The sequence below is a fragment of the Streptosporangium sp. NPDC051022 genome, from assembly GCF_040683035.1.
Lineage (GTDB): Bacteria > Actinomycetota > Actinomycetes > Streptosporangiales > Streptosporangiaceae > Streptosporangium.
Window position 1 is genome coordinate 79,860 of the sequence record NZ_JBFBCF010000039.1, and the last position, 16,399, is coordinate 96,258.

General features: G+C 72.0%; 14 protein-coding genes. 1 reads left to right on the top strand and 13 read right to left on the bottom strand.

What is annotated here, in order from left to right:
* Positions 1-120: 120 nt before the first annotated feature.
* The 10 genes from AB0N02_RS40700 to AB0N02_RS40745 form a co-directional block, all read right to left on the bottom strand.
* Positions 121-1,629 (bottom strand): MFS transporter, encoded by a 1,509-nt coding sequence (locus AB0N02_RS40700; RefSeq protein ID WP_363958589.1) that lies wholly within the window; start codon positions 1,627-1,629, stop codon positions 121-123.
* A gap of 37 nt (positions 1,630-1,666) precedes the next feature.
* Positions 1,667-2,362: a GntR family transcriptional regulator gene (locus tag AB0N02_RS40705; protein ID WP_363958592.1), complete on the bottom strand. Its 696-nt coding sequence runs from the start codon at positions 2,360-2,362 to the stop codon at positions 1,667-1,669.
* Positions 2,363-2,425: 63 nt separating this feature from the next.
* Complete coding sequence (locus AB0N02_RS40710; RefSeq protein ID WP_363958595.1) at positions 2,426-3,079, bottom strand: YceI family protein; 654 nt, start codon at positions 3,077-3,079, stop codon at positions 2,426-2,428.
* Positions 3,076-3,927, bottom strand: a complete 852-nt coding sequence (locus AB0N02_RS40715) for a sulfurtransferase (RefSeq protein WP_363958598.1) — start codon at positions 3,925-3,927, stop codon at positions 3,076-3,078. The genes AB0N02_RS40710 and AB0N02_RS40715 overlap by 4 nt, the downstream gene beginning before the upstream one ends.
* The gene (locus AB0N02_RS40720) at positions 3,912-4,712 is read right to left on the bottom strand and encodes an MBL fold metallo-hydrolase (protein ID WP_363958601.1); all 801 of its coding nucleotides are present in this window, start codon (positions 4,710-4,712) and stop codon (positions 3,912-3,914) included. The genes AB0N02_RS40715 and AB0N02_RS40720 overlap by 16 nt, the downstream gene beginning before the upstream one ends.
* A 79-nt stretch (positions 4,713-4,791) precedes the next feature.
* Positions 4,792-6,207, bottom strand: coding sequence for an amidohydrolase family protein (locus AB0N02_RS40725; protein WP_363958605.1), 1,416 nt, complete (start codon positions 6,205-6,207; stop codon positions 4,792-4,794).
* Positions 6,191-6,967, bottom strand: coding sequence for an ABC transporter ATP-binding protein (locus AB0N02_RS40730; RefSeq protein WP_363958607.1), 777 nt, complete (start codon positions 6,965-6,967; stop codon positions 6,191-6,193). The genes AB0N02_RS40725 and AB0N02_RS40730 overlap by 17 nt, the downstream gene beginning before the upstream one ends.
* Positions 6,964-7,710 carry an ABC transporter permease gene (locus AB0N02_RS40735; RefSeq protein WP_363958610.1) on the bottom strand — a complete coding sequence of 249 codons (747 nt, stop codon included), beginning with the start codon at positions 7,708-7,710 and terminating at the stop codon, positions 6,964-6,966. The genes AB0N02_RS40730 and AB0N02_RS40735 overlap by 4 nt, the downstream gene beginning before the upstream one ends.
* A complete protein-coding gene (locus AB0N02_RS40740; protein ID WP_363958613.1) occupies positions 7,707-8,462 on the bottom strand; it encodes an ABC transporter permease subunit in 756 nt (251 codons plus the stop codon). Before AB0N02_RS40740 ends, AB0N02_RS40735 begins: the two co-directional genes overlap by 4 nt.
* Positions 8,459-9,568, bottom strand: coding sequence for a PhnD/SsuA/transferrin family substrate-binding protein (locus AB0N02_RS40745; RefSeq protein WP_363958616.1), 1,110 nt, complete (start codon positions 9,566-9,568; stop codon positions 8,459-8,461). The genes AB0N02_RS40740 and AB0N02_RS40745 overlap by 4 nt, the downstream gene beginning before the upstream one ends.
* 773 nt (positions 9,569-10,341) lie before the next feature.
* Between AB0N02_RS40745 and AB0N02_RS40750 the strand changes: the two genes are divergently transcribed.
* Entirely contained in the window at positions 10,342-11,640 is a 1,299-nt protein-coding gene (locus AB0N02_RS40750) for a DUF2252 domain-containing protein (RefSeq protein ID WP_363958619.1), read from the top strand.
* A gap of 17 nt (positions 11,641-11,657) precedes the next feature.
* Here AB0N02_RS40750 and AB0N02_RS40755 read toward each other — a convergent pair whose 3' ends face one another.
* From AB0N02_RS40755 to AB0N02_RS40765, 3 genes are all read right to left on the bottom strand, one after another.
* Positions 11,658-12,722, bottom strand: coding sequence for an SDR family NAD(P)-dependent oxidoreductase (locus AB0N02_RS40755; RefSeq protein ID WP_363958622.1), 1,065 nt, complete (start codon positions 12,720-12,722; stop codon positions 11,658-11,660).
* 159 nt (positions 12,723-12,881) lie between these two features.
* Positions 12,882-15,518, bottom strand: a complete 2,637-nt coding sequence (locus tag AB0N02_RS40760) for a tetratricopeptide repeat protein (RefSeq protein WP_363958625.1) — start codon at positions 15,516-15,518, stop codon at positions 12,882-12,884.
* 190 nt (positions 15,519-15,708) lie between these two features.
* A partial coding sequence (locus AB0N02_RS40765) for a BTAD domain-containing putative transcriptional regulator (RefSeq protein WP_363958628.1) occupies positions 15,709-16,399 on the bottom strand: 691 nt, incomplete at its 5' end.

Consider the following 16,399-nt stretch of genomic DNA (forward strand, 5'->3'; position numbering starts at 1 on the left):
GGATCGTAACCCTGACCACCGGTGTCTACAAGACCCAAAACATGTGTAAATGTTCAGGACACGAACAGCCGGGCGCTGCCGTCCCCACGGCGGCGCCCGGCGCTCATCGGAGAACCCGGGTCACCCCTCCGGGCGCACCGCCGCCGGCCGCTCTCCGTCCGCGGCGCCGTCGCCGCCGGCGTCCGTACCGGCCCCCGCGTCAGTGCCCACGTCAGTGCCCGCGTCAGTGCCCGGGAGCCGCCCTCCGCCGCGGGGCATGACCAGGACCGCGAGCACGCCCAGCGCCACCATGACGGCCATCGCGAGGAAGACGTTGTGGACGGCCGCCGCCAGGGCCGTACGGACCGCCTGCGCCCGCGGCCCGTTCAGCGACTCGGCGACGTCGTCGACCGAGGCCACCGCGCCGGAGGAGAGCAGGGAGGCATTGGCGACCGCCGCGAAGACGGCCGTGCCGACCGCCCCGCCCGCGATACGGAAGAACACCACGCCGCCGGTGACGACGCCGCGCCGCTCCCAGCCGACCACGGACTGGGCTCCGACCAGGCAGGAGATGGAGAAGAACCCCAGCCCGGAGCCGTTGACGAACGCGCAGGCCGCCGCGTAGGCGACCGGTGAGGCCGGGGTCAGCAGCATGAACATCACCGCCGACACGGCGATGAGCACCAGGCCCGCGAACGCCGTGTTGCGGAAGCCGTACCTCAGGTAGATCCGGTGGGCCGAGGCTGCGGCCAGCGGCCAGCCGATGGACTGCGCCGCGAGTGCGAACCCGGCCGCGACCGCGCCCGCGCCGAGCACGCCCTGGGCGAAGGTGGGCAGGTACAGGGCGGGGGCGATCAGCACGATGCCGATGACCCCGCTGCCGAGGAAGGCGCCGAGCAGCATCCGGTCACGCCAGATCCAGGGCGGCACGATCGGCTCGGCGGCGCGGCGCTCCCAGGCGAAGAAGGCCACCAGCAGCGCGAGACCGAGCAGGACCGCCCACCAGGCCGACTCCTGCAGGCCGGTCATCACGGCGACCACCCCGGCCGCCATCAGGACCGTGCCGAGCAGGTCGAGGCGGTGGCGCGGGCGGCGTTCGACCGACTCGCGCAGGAACACCGTGACCATGGCCAGCGCGGCGATCCCCACCGGCAGGTTCAGCAGGAAGATCCAGCGCCACAGCCCGAACTCCGACAGCAGGCCGCCGAGGGCGGGCCCGAACAGCGCCGCCCCTCCCCACACCGTCGACATCAGCGCGGAGATCCGCCCCCGCTGGGCCAGGGGGTAGATGTCGGCCGCGATCGTCTGGGTGATCGGCTGGATCGCCCCGGCCCCCACCCCCTGCAGGGCCCGCGCCGCGATGAGCGCGGGCATGCTCCAGGCGAAGCCCGCCACCAGCGACCCGGCCAGGAAGATCGACGCGCCGATGAGCAGCATGGGTTTACGCCCGTAGACGTCGGCGAGCCGCCCGTAGACCGGGGTGCACACCGCCTGGGTCAGCATGTAGATCGCGATGACCCAGGGGAACAGGGAGAAGGAGCCCAGGTCCCGCACGATCGCCGGGACGGCGGTGGCCACGATCGTGGCGTCCATCGCGGCCAGCGCCATGCTGAGCATGAGTCCGGCGACCACCGGTCCACGTCGCGTCACCGTCGGCTCCTCCTCGGGGTGGGGTGGGCATGAGAGATCAAGCGGGCTCGCCCTCGTCCGCCAGGGTCTCGACGACCCTGCAGCAGTACTCCGCCAGATAGCCGCGGAGCACCTCCTCGGCGCCGTCGCCGTCACCGCGCGCCGCCAGCCGGGCCAGCTCGCGGTGGTAACGCAGGCCGTGGGCGACGTGCCGCCCGACCAGGTAGCGGTTGACGACGTTGCGCAGGTCCTCGATGATCCCGATGGCGAAGGGGTTGTCCGCCGCGTCGTAGAGCTCCCGGTAGAAGGCCGTCCGCTGCTCGTGCAGCGTGCCCCTCTCGTGGGGCCCGTCGAGCACCTCCCCCAGCTCGCGCAGGCGGGCCGCGCGAGCCGAGGTCATCCGCGCGATGGACTTGCGCAGCGCGTGCACCTCGACCAGTTCCCGCAGCTCGTAGATCTCCCTGACCTGCTCGACGGTGAGCCTGCGCACCACCGCGCCCCGATGCGGGTGGAAGGAGACCAGTCCCTCGGCCTCGAGCTGCATCAGGGCGGTGCGCACCGGGATGCGGGAGACCCCGATGCGCTCGGCCAGGTCCTCCTGCCGCAGGTGCTCGCCGGGCGCGAGCAGCCCGGTGATGATGCACTCGCGGATCACGGCGTAGGAGAGCTGCCCGGCGGTACGGGCGCCGCCCGCGGCCCGGCCGACGACGTCGGCGAAGGCGGCCTCCTCAGCGGAACCGCGCGTGTGGCCCACCGTCGTCTCCCCCTTCTGCCCGCCTTACCCCTCTTTCCCTATCAGATAGGACCGAAAGCCTCATCACAGCACATGCCTGGCTGTTCCCTCGGGGAGCGCCTCGACGAGGACCTCGATGTCGATCTGGCCGCCGATGGCGAGACCTCCCGCCTCCAGCGCGCGGTTGAAGGTGACGCCGAAGTCCTCGCGGTTCACCGAGCCGGTGGCGCTGAAGGCCAGCAACGACACCCCGCCGTCCGAGTGCGTGCCGAGGTAGCGCGCCTCCAGCTCGACCGGACGGGTGATCCCGCGCACGGTGAGCTCGCCCTCGATCGTGAAGGCGCCGTCCCGTCCGAGCCGGACCGCCTCGGAGGTGTAGGTGATCGTGGGGAACTCCTCGACGTGCAGGAAGTCCGGCGAGCGCAGGTGGTCGTCGCGGCGGGCGACGCCGCTGCTGACGCCGGCCGCCTCGACGGTGACCGAAAGCCGTGACCGCTCGGCGGGCTCGGCCACCTCGAAGCGGCCCGTCACCTGGTCGAAGCGTCCCCGCACCCGGGCGACGACCAGGTGCTGGACGGTGAACTGCACGCTGGTGTGCCGGGGGTCGAGCTCCCAGACCCCGGTGGCGGGCCAGGCCGCCGCCCCGCTCCCGGCCCTGTCCGCGGCGCCGTTCACGGTACCGTCTCCCGCGCCGTTCACGCCGCCGTCCGCGGCGGTGCCGCCCGTGGTCGTGCTCATCGTGCCTCCCTTTCGATCGGTGATCCGACGGTGCTGCCCCACTCGGTCCACGAGCCGTCGTAGACGCGGACGTGGTCCCAGCCGAGCAGTTCGTGCATGGTGAACCAGAGCAGGCCGGCCCGGTGGCCGAGCCTGCAGTAGGCGACGACCCGCCGCGTCTGGTCGGGCGCGGCACCGGCGGCGCGGAAGACCGCCTCCAGCTCCTCCGGCGGCCTGATGACGAACCTGTCGTCGAGCAGGTCCCGGAAGAAGAGGTTGACGGCGCCGGGGATGCGGCCGTGCCGTTCGGCCCCGTGGTCGAAGCCCGTTCCGGGCTTGACGCGCTCGCCGCGGTACTCCTCCGGGTAGCGGCCGTCGAGCAGCAGGGTGTCCGGCGCCCCGACCAGGCCGAGCAGCTCGTCACGGCCGATCCTGCTGCCGTCGTCACGGGCCTCGCGCACCGGCGCGTACGGCACCGCCGTCACCTCCGGCTCCCGCGTCGACAGCGCGAACCCGGCGCGGGTCCAGGCTCCCCTGCCGCCGTTGAGCACCCGCACGTCGGCGTGACCGTTGAGCGTCTTGAACACCCAGTAGCCGTAGACGGCGAACTGGCCGCGCCCGCTGTAGAGCACGAGCGTGGTGTCCGGGCCGACGCCCAGCGCGCCGAGGATCCCGGCCGCCTGCTCCGGGGTGACGAACTCGCGCTCGTCGGGGTCCCAGCAGAGGTCCTTCCAGAAGACGTGCCGAGCGCCGGGAACGTGCCCGGCGGAGTAGTCGTCGATGTCGGGCTCGTACTGCACCTCGACGACCACGGTCTTCGGGTCGTCGAGCCGCTCGGCGAGCCAGCGGGGGTCTACAAGGGCAGCCATTCGCGCCGCCCCTCCTTCCTGATCACGTATCCGAGGCCCGGGTGGGGGAAGTGGCCGAGCCCGACGAGGGTCCGGTCCTCCTCGACCCGGGCGAGGGTGGTCTCACGGGTGGCGACGGCCCGTTCCGGGTCGAGGTCGAAGCGCTGGACCCACCCGGTCTCGTCGAGCACCACGGGGTGGTGGGCGAGGTCGCCGAGCAGGAACGCGTCACGGTCGCCGACCACGTAGCCGGTGTGACCGGGCGTGTGGCCCGGCAGGGCGGCGGCGCGCAACGAGGGGGTGACCCGGTGCCCGTCGTCGATGAGTTCCAGCACTCCGAGGTCCTCCAGCGGCAACGCCTGCTGGACGATGTTGGGGTGCGCCCGCTCCAGGGCGCGGTAGTGCTCCCAGTCGGCGCGCGGTACGAGGTACCTGGCGTTGCCGAAGCGGGGACGCACCGGCTCCTCCAGCACGAGGTTCCAGCCGACGTGGTCGGGGTGCAGGTGGGTGAAGACCACCAGGTCCACGTCGTCGGGGGTGACACCTGCCTCGGCCAGCTCGGTCAGCAGCCCGGCGGGGGCGTCGAGCCCCCCTGGCGGGCCGAGGTAGGGGCCCCAGCCGGTGTCGACGAGGACGACCTTCGAGTCGGCCAGCACGAGGTAGCCGCCGAAGGTGAGCGGCCGTTCGTCCTGTCCCTCCCACGCCCGCGCGGGCACGTCGGGGAAGTGCCACTCCCGGTTCAGCGGGTGCTCTCCGTCCCGCAGCGCGACGATCTCCGCCGCGCCCGCCCTCACCCGGACGGCCATGCGGCCTCCTTTCTTCGATACGGCCCCCGCCGTACGGTCCCGATCACGGTCCCGATCACGGTCCCGATCACGGCCCCGATCACGGCGACGGCCACGTGAACCCCGCCCGCCCGCACAGTTCCCGCAGCGCGACCCCGGCCCGGGCGACGAGGTCGGCCTCGTCCACGCCGGTCAGCCTGCCGTCGCGCTTGACCACGCGCCCGTCGACCAGGACGGTGTCGACGTCGGCGGGCTGCGCTGAGTGCACGACGGCCACGGCCGGGTCGGCGACGGGAGCCAGGTTGAGGCGGTCGGTGCGGATCAGGACGATGTCGGCGCGCTTTCCGGGGGTGAGGGAGCCGGTGACCCCGGCCAGTCCCAGGGCGTGCGCGCCCTCCAAGGTCGCGGCGCGCAGGATCTCGCGCGGGGTGATCGCCTCGGCGTCGCCCGCCTCGGTGTTGGCCAGGCCGAGGGCGACCCGCATCGCCTGGAACGGGTCGGCGCTCGCCGCGATGGCGGTGGTGTCCAGGGAGAGGCTGGCCCGCACCCCGGCCTCGCGCAGCCGCAGCAGCGGGGACAGGCCCATGGCCAGCCGCAGTTCCGACAGCGGGCTGACGGTGATCGGGATGCCGTACTCGGCGACCCTGGCCAGGTCGGCCTCCGGCAGGTGCAGGCAGTGGGCCAGCAGCAGGTCGGAGCCGAGCAGCCCGTCGTCGTCGAGCAGGGCGACCTGGTGGATGCGCTCGACCTCCGCGCGGGTGCCCGCGCAGTGCATGGCCAGCGGCAGGCCGAGGTCGCGGGCGGCCAGGAACTCGGCGCGGTAGACCTCCCGGGCCGAGCGGGCCGGGCCGCGCACGTTCACGCCGATGGAGATCAGCGGATCGGCGGCGTACTCGTCGCGCAGCCGCTTCACGTCGGCGAAGTCCATGGCCTCGTCGAAGCCCTTGCCCCGGTCGCCCATCAGGCGCCGCATCTCCTCGGCGGAGATCGAGGGGTGCGCGGACGGTGCGCCGTAGGAGTAGTGGGCGCGCAGGCCGAGTTCGCGCAGCGCGCGCAGGTCGGCGTCCGCGTGTTCGGGGCCGAGCACGTTGTGAGCCCAGTCGTGGACGGTGGTGATCCCGGCCGCGATGCCCTCGGCCGCCGCCAGCCGTACCCCGAGATAGGTGTCGTCGGCGGTGAAGTACGGCGCGAGCCTGCCCTTGCGGGCGAACCAGCCGTCCCTCGGGCCGTCGCCGATCACCCCCCGCAGCAGGGTCCCCCACAGGTGCCAGTGGGGGTCGACGAAGCCGGGAACGGCGATCATGCCGGTGGCGTCGATCACCTGGGCGCCGGGCGCCGCGAGGTCCGGGCCGATCGCGACGATGCTCCCGTCGCGGACCTCGATGTCGGTCCTCTCCCGGTCGCCGAGGTCCTCGTCGACGGTGAGCGCGGTCACCCCTCTGATGAGCAGGTGGTCACCCGGATCGTGCGGGTCATTCGAGTCATTCAGGTCATCCGGGTCATTCGGAGAAGGCATGGGTGTCCCCCTTGAGCAGGCGCCAGATGTCGTGGCGCAGGTCGGTGAAACGGGAGTCGCCGCGTACGGCGTGCTCGTCGCGCGGGTGGCCGAACGGCACCTCGAACTCGGCGGCGACGCGGCCGGGCCGGGCGGAGAACACCGCGACCCGCTGGGACAGGAACAGCGCCTCGTCGACGCTGTGGGTGACGAACACGACGGTCTTGCCGGTGAGCTCCCAGATGCGCAGCAGCTCGATCTGCATCAGCTCGCGGGTCTGGGCGTCGAGCGCGCCGAACGGCTCGTCCATCAGCAGGATGTCGGGGTCGACGGCGAGCGCCCTGGCGATGCCGACCCGCTGCTGCATGCCGCCGGACAGCTCGTGCGGGTGGTGCCGCTCGAAGTCGGCCAGGCCGACCATCTCGATGTACCGGCGGGCGATCCCCTCCCGCTCGGCCTTCGAGGAGACGAAGCCCTCCAGCGGGAAGGTGACGTTGCCGAGCACGGTCCGCCAGGGCAGGAGCCTGAAGTCCTGGAAGACGAAGGCGCGGTCACGCCCGGGACCGGTGATCGGCACGCCGCCGACCCGAATCTCGCCCTCGGTGACGGGGACCAGCCCGTCGAGGCACTTCAACAGGGTGGTCTTGCCGCATCCGCTCGGCCCGAGCAGGCTGACGAAGCCCCCCGACGGGACGCTGAGCCGTACTCCCGACAGGGCGTCGGTGCGTCTGCCCTTCGCGGTGTAGGACTTGCCGACGTCGTCGACCTCGATCGCGGTCACGTGGTCACCTCCGGGCGCCAGGCGGACAGTCTGCGGCCGGCCCAGCCGACCAGGGCGGTGAGAAGCGCGCCGACGGCCAGCGCGACGAGCGCGACGGCGAAGACCTCGTCGGCGTCCAGCCGGGCGCGGGCGTCTCCGAGCAGCGTTCCGAGGCCGGGGTGGCCGACGAGGAACTGCCCGACGACGACCGCCATCAGCGCCCGCTGCACGCTGATGCGCAGTCCCGCCGCGATGTACGGCAGGGCCCCCGGCAGCACGACCTTGAACAGGAAGCGGCGCCCGGTGACCTGGTAGGCGCGGGCCAGTTCGCCGTAGGCCCGAACGCTCTCCCTGGTACCGGTGGCCGCGGGGAAGACCAGCATGATCGCGGTGGCGAGCACGATGGTCGCGAGCAGGAAGCCCTGTCCGATGCCGAACCAGATGATCATCAGCGGCACCAGGGCGATGAGCGGCACGGAGTAGAGCGCCACGAGATACGGCTCCAGGGCCACGGCCAGCAGGCGGTGGCGGCCGATGAGGACCCCGGCCGACACGCCGAGCAGCGCGGCCGTCGCCCAGCCGGTCAGCAGCGTGACGACCGTCCCGGCGACCAGGGAGAGCAGGTCGCCGTCGCGGGCGAGCCGTAGAAGCTCGGCGGCGACCAGGGTCGGTGAGGAGGTGAAGTCGGGACGGACCGCGCCTGCGGCCTGCCACCCGGCGAGCACCAGCGCCACCCCCGCCAGGTGCGACGGCCCGAGCCTCATCGCGCCACCTGCCAGGGGGTGAGCCGGGTCTCCAGGCGCCGCAGCCCGACGTTGATCAGCAGGCCGACGACCATGACCGACAGCAGCGCCACGATGAGCTCCGCGGTGCGCAGGGCCGCGCCGAGGTTGTAGATCAGGCCGCCGATCCCGCTGGTCTCCAGGAAGAACCCGGCGAGCACCACACCGACCAGGGCGTGCAGCAGGCCAAGGCGCAGCCCGGTCAGCACGTACGGCCTGGCGGCGGGCAGCACCACCCCGCGCAGCATCCGCCCCGGGGGAACGCGGTAGGCCCGGCCCAGTTCGACGTAGGACCGTTCGAGGCCTCGCACCCCGTCGCGGACGGTGAAGAGAACCTCGAAGAGGCCGAACGCCAGGATCAGCACGATCTTGGCGAGGTCCTGCAGTCCGAACCACAGGGCGATGAGCGGCACCAGCGCGATCCTCGGGGTGAGGAAGAGCGCGCCGAGCAGCGGGGACAGCAGCCGGTCGAGCGGGCGATACCAGCCGAGGAGCAGGCCGAGCCCGACCCCGGCGACCGAGGCGACCGCCATGGCCGCGGCCACCTGGACGACGGTCTGCCCCCACGCCCGGGCCAGTTCACCACCGGCGAGCATGCCGCCGGCTGCGGCGCCGACCCTGGCCGGGGTCGGCAGGATCGCCGCGGGCAGCCGCTGCGCGACCTGCTGCCAGATCAGCAGCAGGAGGGCGAGGGTGGCGATCCTGACCACCCGGTCGCGGGCCGGTGCCGTCACCTGGCACCGAGGAAGGCGACGGCGGCCTTCTGGTAGTCGAAGGTGACCAGGTCTGCGCAGGAGTAATCGGTCTTGACCACGCCGAACTCCTTGGAGGTGGCCAGCGTGTAGTCGCACATCCCCTGGTCGAGGCTGCCGTTGACCGGCCAGTCGTCGAGCTCGGTGACCAGGGTCCGGTAGTTGTTCTCCGCCGCCTCGGCGGACAGTCCCTCGATCTTGGCCTGGGCGAGGGCGAGCCAGCCCGCCCTGTCGTCGTGGGTCCACCGGTCCGCCTTGATCTCGGCGACGGCCAGGGCCAGGGCGAGGTCGCGGTTGGCCTCGGCCCAGGGACGGCTGACCGCCCACACGTCGTTGAGCTGGGGGTTGGCCTCCCAGCCCTTGCAGAGCACCGTGTAGGCCCCCGGCTTGGCCAGCTCCAGCTCGGCCTGCCGGAATGTCGCCGACATGCCGCCCTCGATCTTGCCCGCCTCCAGCGACTCGACGATCTGCCCGATGTTGGACAGGTGCAGGAGCTGGACGTCCTTGCTGACGTCCAGCCCGGCCTGGGCGAAGCACCTGGAGGCGGTCTGCCCCACGATCGAGGTGAGGTTCTGGGAGACCGCGAACGGCTTGCCCCTGAGGTCGGCGAGGGAGGCCGCCGGACTGCGGCCCGCCACCAGGAAGGCGTTCTTCTGGTCGTTGCCCGCGATCGCCACCAGGTCGGCCCCGGCATCCTTGGCCGCCGCCAGGCCGCCGAGCGAGACGTGGCCGACCTGGACCTGACCGCCGATCAGTGCGGCGTTGAGCGGGGTCGAGTCCATCAGCCGGAACTCGGCCTTGACCCCGAAGTCGCTCTCCAGCAGTTCGAGGACCTTGTAGAGGCCGGTGAGGGTCGGGTTGGGGAAGGCGGCGCTGGCGATGGAGATCCGCCTGCCCTGAACCTTGGCCCGCAGTTCCTCGATCGAGGCGGGCGGCCGGACCTGGGCCTGCGGGGTCGTGGCGGCCGCGGTCGCGGCCTGGCCGGGGGAAGCGGTCCCGGCACCCGCGTTGTCCGCGCATCCCGCGAGCAGCAGGACCGACAGGGCCAGCACGGCGCCGCGAGTCGGGCGATGGGCTCTGCGCCTCATCGGTACCTCCGGGGGTCTTCAGGATTGGATACAACGGCGGCATCGTGGTACCGCCCCACCTACCCACTAAACCAGTAGGGAAAGTGCAATTAAGATGGCACAGACCCCCCAGTGATCGCAAACATCTCCCCGAAATCAGACAATCAACGCCGAACATGACGTTCTGTCAGCGACAAGAAACCAAGAGTCATCGGAAGCGGACGTGAGAGGAGGGCCACCGCCCGGACAGAATTGCATCCGATCCACTCCTCCGGAACCGCCCCGCCCCCTCCCCCGACACCTCACACCAGACCCCGCCCAACGCTTCCTCGTCACCCCCACTCCCGATCACACCCGCCCCAACACCCCAGAGCACACCCGCCCAACACCCCACCCCCGCCTAAGCCCCCACCCCCCGCTCCGTCCCGCTCCGTTCCGCCCCTCACCTCCGCACCCGCACCCGCACCCGCACCCGCACCCGCACCACGATCGCGTCTCTCCACAGCGCCGGTACGGCGAGCGGTGACGCGGACCCGACCGGCGCCGACGCACGGCGCGCATCCCGGTAAGGCCTCCTCACGCTCCCCGCCCCGCGTCCCCCACAGCGATGACCGCCCGGCCGCCCGCCCCTCCGACCGCCCGGCCGGGCAACCGGGCAACCGGGCAACCGGGACGATCGTGGCCGTCCCGTGACGGACCGGCTCTTGTAAGCGGACACCGAGGATTGGTACGTTCCAGATCTGTGATGCCCCGCATCTGGCGGAGATTCGGGCTGTGGCCCTAACGTGCGCATCATGACCACCGATGGGCGTTCGGCCCACATTCTCGATGTCCTGATCACTGAGTTCGGTGACTCCATCAGGCGTGATCCCGCTGCCTTCCGGCGAAAATTCCGGAAGATGGCCGCTTCCCCTTTCGCCTTCTATCGCGGCAGTGCCTGCCTGTTCTACGCGGACATGACCGGGGCGTTCGCCGACGAGGCCTTCCTCGACGACCAGACGCGCCGGGTGTGGATCCACGGCGACCTGCACGCCGAGAACTTCGGCACGTACATGAACGCCTCGGGCATCCTGGTCTTCAACGTCAACGACTTCGACGAGGCCTACGTCGGCCCCTACATCTGGGACCTCAAGCGGTTCGTGGCCAGCGTCGCGCTCATCGGCTACGCCAAGGCACTGTCGGACGAGGTGATCAGCGAGCTGGTGACCGAGTTCGCCGACGCCTACCGCACCGAGCTGACCGGCATCGCGGAGGGCGGAGACGAGGCGATCGGCTCGCTGACGCTGGAGACCACCACCGGCGTGCTGCACCGGGTGCTCCAGGTCGCCAGGTTGAACACCCGGGTCGCGCTGCTGGACGCCGAGACCACGATCGACAACTTCGAGCGCAGGTTCGCCATCATGGATGGCCGCTACCCGGTCGACGAGGAGACCCGCCACGCCGTCGAGGCGGCCTTCCAGGAGTACCTCACCACGCTTCCCTCGGTCTCCGACGTCGAACACACGATCAAGGACTTCGCGCTCCGCATGGGGGTCGGCATCGGGTCGGCGGGCCTGCCGTCCTACAACATGCTGCTCGAGGGCCACACCCAGGCCCTGGAGAACGACGTCATCCTCTACATGAAGCAGGCCCAGGTGCCGGCCGTCGCCCGGTACATCACCGACGAGAAGGTGCGCGGCTACTTCAAGCACCAGGGCCACCGCACCGCCGAGTCGCAGCGGGCCCTGCAGGCCTACGCCGACCCCTGGCTCGGCTACACCACGCTGAACGGCGTCGGCCAGCTCGTCGCCGAGGTCTCCCCCTACTCCGCCGACCTCGACTGGGGCGACGTCAACGAGCCGGACGAGCTGGCCTCCGTGATCCGCGACCTCGGCCGGGCCGTGGCGCGCATGCACTCGGTCGCCGACGACGAGTCCAGCCACGACCTGGTCGACTTCTCGACCGAGGACGCGATCGTGAACGTGATCGGCGGCGACGCCGACGGCTTCACCCGTCTGCTCGTCGACTTCGCCCACGCCTACGGCGTGCAGGCCAGGACCGACCACCAGCTGTTCGTCGACCTGTTCCGCAACGGCCGCCTGCCCGGTCTGTAACGCGAGCCGTACCCGCTTTACGTGAGACGCCGGGTCTCCCCCGGTGCCCCGCCGTAGACGTCGTGGACGGGCTCCGGTTCCGCGGTCTCGGTGAGCAGCTCAGCGACCGCGTCCGCGACGTCGGCGGCCTTCCAGCGCGTTCCCCGGTCGATCCGGGGACCGCGCCGCCAGCCGTCGGCGAGCGAGATGAGCCCGCCCTCGACCTCGAATACCCGTCCCGTGACGTGTGCCGAGCCCGCCGAACCGAGCCAGACCACCAGCGGCGCCACGTTGGCGGGGTTCATGGCGTCGAACCCGCGCGCGGATCCGGCCGCCTTGCCGGGTGCCTCCTCACCGGTCGCCCGGGTACGTGCGACGGGGGCGACCGCGTTCACCGTGACGCCGTAGCGACCGAGTTCGGCCGCGGCCACCTGGGTGAGCGCCGCGACGCCCGCCTTGGCGGCGGCATAGTTACCCCGGCCGACGCCCTCCCGCCCGGCACCGCCCTCCCCTCCGATATCGCCCCGGCCGGCGCTCTTCCGCCCGGCGTCGTCCCGGCCGCCGTCGTCCCGGCCGCCGTCGTCCCGGCCGCCGTCGTCCTGGCCGGCCTCGCCGAACAGTCCGGCCGCCGAGGTGGTGTTGATCACGCGGGCGTCCACGGGTGCACCGGATTTCGACCGTTCGCGCCAGTAGGCCGCGGCGTGCCGCAGCGGCAGGAAGTGGCCTTTGAGGTGGACCCTGATCACCTCGTCCCACTCCTGCTCCGTCATCGAGACCAGCATCCGGTCACGGCGGAACCCCGCGTTGTTCACCAGCACGTCCAGCTGCCCGAAGGCGCTCACCGCCATCTTGACCAGCCGGGCCGCGCCACCCCAGTCGGCGACGTCGTCGCTGTTGGCCACCGCCTGACCGCCCAGGTCACGGATCTCCTCGACCACCCCCAGCGCGGGGGCGCCGGTCCGTCCCTCTCCTCCGCGTCCCGTGCCGAGGTCGTTGACCACGACCCTGGCCCCCTGTCTGGCGAACTCCAGGGCGTGTTCCCTGCCGATGCCCCGCCCGGCCCCGGTCACGACCACCACTCGCCCGTCGCAGATTCCACCCATGCCAAGGTCCCTTCCGCCGCGATCATGCAGAGTTTTCCCGGAGTTCACACGCCGTGTCCAGACGTGCTCCGCAGCCGGGCGGGCGGCCCGCCGGGACCGGTTCCCGGATGACCGTCTCCCCGGCTCCGGGATCCGGCCCGCGGCGGGCGCCGGCCGTTCTCACGAACCGTGACGGCTCAGGGTCTCCTCGACCCGCCGGGCCTCTACGGCATCCAGGCGACGGTAGATGTCCAGGGCCTGCCTCAGAGGGGCGACGCCGTCGCCGGGCGGCGCCTGGCGCAGGTGACAGTGCCCGATGCCCTCCAGCGCCCGCGCCTCCTGCAGCGGGACGTCGATGTCACGGGCGATGTCCAGGGCCTGCCGGTACCGGGTGTAGGCCTGCTCGTCGGCGGAGGTGAGGGCCGACAGGCCGCCGAGATCGTTGAGCGCCTCGGCCTGGCCGCGCCGGTCGCCCAGCTCGGTGAACACCTCCAGGGCGCGCGCGTGGTGGTCGGCGGCCGGCCCGAACTCCTCCCTGACCCGATGCATGTGACCGAGGCAGGTGAAGACCTGTGCCTGGCCGCGCCGGTCGCCCAGCTCGGTGAGCATCTCCAGGGCGCGGGTGTGGTGGTCGGCGGCCCGCCCGAGATCCTTCCCAACCCGATGTATCTCGCCGAGATCGTTGAGGGCGTACGCCTGACCGAGTCGATCGCCCAGCTCGGTGAACAACTCCAGGGCGCGGAGGTGATAGCCGGTCGCCTGCTCGTATTCCCCTCTGCCCCGATGCGCGAGGCCGAGGTTGTTGAGGCAAAGGGCCTGGGCATGCCGGTCGCCCAGCTCGATGTGCAGCTCCAGGGCCCGGGTCTGGTGGTCGACGGCCCGCCCGAACTCCCCCCTGCCCCAGTGCACATGGCCAAGGTTGATGAGGGAGATGCTCTGGCCGCGCCGGTCGCCCAGCTCGGTGAACAGCTCCAGGGCCCGGGTCTGGTGGTCGACGGCCCGCCCGAACTCCCCCCAGCCCCAGTACACGAGGGACAGGCTGTTGAGGGCGATGGCCTGGCCGCGCGGGTTGTCCAGTTCGGTGAACAGTTCCAGGGCCCGGCCGTAGTGGTCGGCGGCCTGCCCGTACCTCCCCTCGTTCCAGTACACATGACCGAGGTCGTTGAGGACCGTCGCCTGTCCGTGCCGGTCGTCCAGCTCGGTGAACAACTCCAGGGCCCGGCCGTAGTGGTCGATGGCCTGCCCGTAGTCCCCGCTGTTCCAGAGCACGTCACCGAGGTTGGTCCGGGCGAGCGCCTGTCCGTGCCGGTCACCGATGTGACGGGCGGCGGTCAGGGCGATGTCGTGCAGCGTCAGCGCCTGCTGCCAGTGACCGTCGACGAACATGAAGTCGGCGACGGTGGCGGTCAGGGCGACCGCCTTGGCGGGATGGGGGGCGGCGGCCGTCTGGACGACGGCGTGCAGGTTGCCGCGTTCGGCCTCCAGCCATGCCCGGGCCTGTTCGCGGGTGGTGACCTGCGGGACCTGCGCCGGTGGGGGGTCGGTGGGCGGTGACAGGGTCGAGACGTGGCGGAAGAAATGGCGGCCGGCGGCGTACGCGGCGTGCAGGTAGTGGTTCAGCAGCCGTTCCCGGGCGGCGTCCGCGGCCTCGCCCGCGGTGTCGGCGGAGTTCTGGGCGAGGGTGCGGGCGTATCGGGCGAGCAGGTCGTGCACGCGGTAGCGGCCGCGGCTCGTCTCCTGGATCAGCGAGACGGTGTACAGGGCGTCCAGGTGCCGCCGCGTCTGGGCGAGGGGAAGACCCGCCAGGGCGGCGACGCTGTGGGCGTCGAAGTCGGGGGCCGGGTACAGCCCCAGCAGCCGCATCAGGTGCTGAAGGGCGGGGGGCAGGTCGCGGTAGGACAGTTCGAAGGCCACCGCGACGCTGTGGTCCCCCTCCTGTAACTCCTCCATCAGATCGTATTCGGTCATCTGCTGCACCAGATCGGCCACGCTCCAGGCGGGGCGGTTGGTGTAGCGGGCGGCCATGATGCCGATCGCCAGCGGCAGCCCCTCGCACAGGGCGACCAGCTCCGCCACCGCCGCCGCGTCCTTCTCGGCCACCGGGCGGCCGGCGCTGCGGGCGAACAACGCCGCGCCCTCCTCGGGCGACATGCTCTCCACGGTGAGCGGTACGGCGCCGCTCACCGCCAGGCGGGAACGGCTGGTGACCAGCACCAGGCAGCCCGGCGCGCCCGGGAGCAGGGGTTCGACCTGCAGTTCGCCGGCGGCGTTGTCCAGAACCAGCAGCACCTGCTTGCCGGCCAGCCGGTCCCGCCACAGGGCGGCCCGCTGTGCCACCCCCTCCGGGATCGAGGCGGCGTCCAGCCCGTCGGCTCTCAGCAGCGCGTCCAGCGCGTCGGCGGGGGCGACGGGGGCGCTGTCGAGGCTGTGGGCGTGCAGGTCCACGAACAGCTGGCCGTCGGGGAAGTGCTCGGCGAGCAGGTGCCCCGCGTGGACGGCCAGCGCGGTCTTGCCCACTCCTGCCAGCCCGTTGATCGTGTGGATCACCACCACCCGGCCGGCTCCCGCCCCTTCCATCGCCCGGGTCAGGATCCGCAGTTCCTCCTCGCGGCCGGTGAAGGCGGCGGTGTCCCGCGGCAGGGTGCGGGTGGCCCTGGCCATCGCGGAGGTGTGGGTGATGTACAGGTCCCCGCCCGGGGCGTACACCCGGGCGTGGTCACCGATGTTGTACTGGGTGCCCACCGTCGGGATGGCGGGGGCGTCCGGCTGCTCGACGGCAGCGGGTCGCTGGGCCTGGCGGTGTGGATCGGCTGTCACGCCACTACCTTTCCGATGAGGCTCGAAGTCTTTCCGATGAGACGCGAAACGCGGAGTCGAAGTGCTCCGCGGGTCCCCGTACGGCCCGCGTCATGCCGTGCCCGTCCCGCCCGTTCAGGCTCGCCACGGCGCGCGGGCGCCCGCGGAGCGCGCGTCGCGGACGATCACACGAGGTCCGGTGCCGTGCCGTCTAACGATCGCTGTCGTAGACGTGCATGTCGCCGCTGATGTTGTTGATCGTGGCGTTGGCACCGTTGATGTTCCACTGGGTGCCGATATGCGGCGCGGGCGCGTGGGCCTGGTGACCGGGAACGGCCGCGGCGGGCGGGGGCGCGGGACGGTGGTCGTCCTCTTCCGGGTCCCGGCCGCCGTCGGAGTCGTCCTGGACGGGATCGGCGGAGTGGGAGGCCCGGGCGGGCCACCGGAAGGCCAGGACGCTTCCCCGTGCCGCGTCGTCGTGCCCGTCGAGAGGGTGCCGGTCGTCCGGCACGGCGGTTTCGTCGTTCTGGCGCGGGGCGGGCGAGGTGGTCACGGTGGCTCCGGTGCGTCGGGCGTAGGGGATGTCCAGGTCGGGGTCGTGGGTGAGGATGCGCTCGTACAGCCGGGTGAGGTCCTTGCCCGGGTCGGCGCCCAGATCCTCGCGCAGCCGGGCGCGGGTGCGGGCGAAGGTGTGCATGGCCTCGGCCTGACGACCGGCCCGGTAGTAGGCGCTCATCAGCAGGGCGGCGATGGCCTCGTCAACGGGGTCGGCGTGGGCGAGGTCCTCCAGCTCGGGCAGGACCTGGGCGTGGCGGCCCAGGCGCAGTTCGGCCTGCAGGCAGGTGGTCAGGGCCAGCCGGCGCCTGCCGTACAGCCGGCGGCGGTACTGCTCGGCCCAGCGG

What these genes read in the sequence shown, in the direction of transcription:
- AB0N02_RS40710 (WP_363958595.1), bottom strand. Translation starts at nt 3,079, where the DNA reads ATGAGCACGACCACGGGCGGCACCGCCGCGGACGGCGGCGTGAACGGC.
- AB0N02_RS40715 (WP_363958598.1), bottom strand. Translation starts at nt 3,927, where the DNA reads ATGGCTGCCCTTGTAGACCCCCGCTGGCTCGCCGAGCGGCTCGACGAC.
- AB0N02_RS40720 (WP_363958601.1), bottom strand. Translation starts at nt 4,712, where the DNA reads ATGGCCGTCCGGGTGAGGGCGGGCGCGGCGGAGATCGTCGCGCTGCGG.
- AB0N02_RS40725 (WP_363958605.1), bottom strand. Translation starts at nt 6,207, where the DNA reads ATGCCTTCTCCGAATGACCCGGATGACCTGAATGACTCGAATGACCCG.
- AB0N02_RS40735 (WP_363958610.1), bottom strand. Translation starts at nt 7,710, where the DNA reads ATGAGGCTCGGGCCGTCGCACCTGGCGGGGGTGGCGCTGGTGCTCGCC.
- AB0N02_RS40745 (WP_363958616.1), bottom strand. Translation starts at nt 9,568, where the DNA reads ATGAGGCGCAGAGCCCATCGCCCGACTCGCGGCGCCGTGCTGGCCCTG.
- AB0N02_RS40750 (WP_363958619.1), top strand. Translation starts at nt 10,342, where the DNA reads ATGACCACCGATGGGCGTTCGGCCCACATTCTCGATGTCCTGATCACT.
- AB0N02_RS40755 (WP_363958622.1), bottom strand. Translation starts at nt 12,722, where the DNA reads ATGGGTGGAATCTGCGACGGGCGAGTGGTGGTCGTGACCGGGGCCGGG.